The sequence below is a fragment of the Bartonella sp. AA56HLJMS genome, assembly GCF_042197145.1.
Classification (GTDB): domain Bacteria; phylum Pseudomonadota; class Alphaproteobacteria; order Rhizobiales; family Rhizobiaceae; genus Bartonella.
Window position 1 is genome coordinate 1 of sequence record NZ_JBHIRL010000076.1, and the last position, 1,432, is coordinate 1,432.

Genomic DNA, 1,432 nt, shown 5'->3' on the forward strand with positions numbered 1-1,432 from the left:
TTGCCTTTGCTTGGAATGGCGCGATTGTTTCCTCACTTTCCATTATTTAACGGATGAAGAAAAGCAGCATTTACAAGAGGGTGCTGATGGCAAGGTGCATGTGTCCTTTAATGGCATCTTTACTCCACCAGAGGAAGCCGCTGTTTATGCGGTTCAACATGCGAAGGATAAAAATGAACCGCTTTATTTTGTTGTGTTCCCTCAAGCCGATTCTGCTATCTCAGAACTTCTAGTCGCGGGCTATCAGAAGTTTATGGAAAATAACTTTTGGGGTTTGACCAATTCAACACAAGAAGCAAAAGATTTGGTGTATAGCCATGGTATTACAGGGTTAGAACTTTATGGACATAGCCGTGGTACCATGACATTGGGGAATATGCTGAATTCTTTCAAACAAGAAGGTGTGCACGGGATAGCCGACAACACGAATATCAATTTCTATGGACCAGCCTTTAATGTTTTAGTTGCATCCGGTCTGTTAGGTTATGTGAGTGATGGCAAACAAACCACTATTGGTTTTGATGGGCATAGATATGACTTTGTAAGCCGATGGATTGGCGGCAATGGCTATACTTATGAGACAATACCTGCTGGTAGTAACTGGTGGAAAGAAACATGGAATATGTTCTCAGATCCCATAAATCCCCATACCTGTCTTGGAGACGCGGGCGATAAGTGTAACGTGCGTTATGGCTCATCTCATCGTGAACAAGTTCCTTCAAGTAAATCATGGAGTAAAAAATGAAACAAACCTTAAAATTATTAAGTGCTGTAACTCTATTCAGTATCGCTGGATGTCAGTTTAATAAGCCTCCTTCAGGATACTTGACTGCTTGGGAGAAGCCAGGAGCAGATTTTACTGAAATAGGAAAAGCATTATTAGAATGTGGTATGCCAACGCCTTATGATGTATTTCCAGAAAATAGAAAGCAGAGCATCAATGCAAAAGCAACAACTTATGCTTGCATGATTCAATCAGGATTCCGCTATAAAGATGAAGAAGTAGCAAGAGCGGGAGGGTGGTGTTATACTTTTAGAGCCGAAAACTTGCCCATTTGTCGTCCAGGTGCTGTGATCCCGAGGCCCAGTGTCAAGAAGCGCTTAAACAGCCCTTTTTGTAAAAAATATAAAAATGCACCTGAATGCAAACCTTAAGTCTTGCTAGTGATGATCAACAATCCGCCATCCTTGCCTTCGCTTGGAATGGTGGGATTGTTTTCTCAACCAATCATCTCAATATTGTTCACCGTTGTTTTAAGCAGCGGTGACAGGAAATATCAACAGGTTTATGAGCTCTGTTTTATCGTAAATAAATCCATTGAAAGAGGGGAAAAATGAAGAAAATCTTAAAACTGTTGAGTTGCATAGCTCTCTTAAATACAGCTGGATGTGTTAACCAACCTCCTCCATCAACTTTAGCATTATGGGAAAA

3 protein-coding genes are annotated in these 1,432 nt (G+C 40.9%); all 3 read left to right on the forward strand.

Annotated elements, in window-relative coordinates; translation table 11 throughout:
* Positions 1-745 (forward strand): filamentous hemagglutinin (locus ACFINI_RS09885; RefSeq protein WP_375648034.1); only part of this gene is annotated, 745 nt, incomplete at its 5' end.
* Positions 742-1,155: a hypothetical protein gene (locus tag ACFINI_RS09890; RefSeq protein ID WP_273790553.1), complete on the forward strand. Its 414-nt coding sequence runs from the start codon at positions 742-744 to the stop codon at positions 1,153-1,155. The genes ACFINI_RS09885 and ACFINI_RS09890, both read left to right, overlap by 4 nt.
* A complete protein-coding gene (locus tag ACFINI_RS09895; RefSeq protein ID WP_375637186.1) occupies positions 1,143-1,268 on the forward strand; it encodes a hypothetical protein in 126 nt (41 codons plus the stop codon). The genes ACFINI_RS09890 and ACFINI_RS09895 overlap by 13 nt, the downstream gene beginning before the upstream one ends.
* Positions 1,269-1,432 lie beyond the last annotated feature (164 nt).

Excerpts from the sequence above, each read along its gene's own strand:
- ACFINI_RS09890 (WP_273790553.1), top strand. The coding sequence starts at position 742 with ATGAAACAAACCTTAAAATTATTAAGTGCTGTAACTCTATTCAGTATC.
- ACFINI_RS09895 (WP_375637186.1), top strand. The coding sequence starts at position 1,143 with ATGCAAACCTTAAGTCTTGCTAGTGATGATCAACAATCCGCCATCCTT.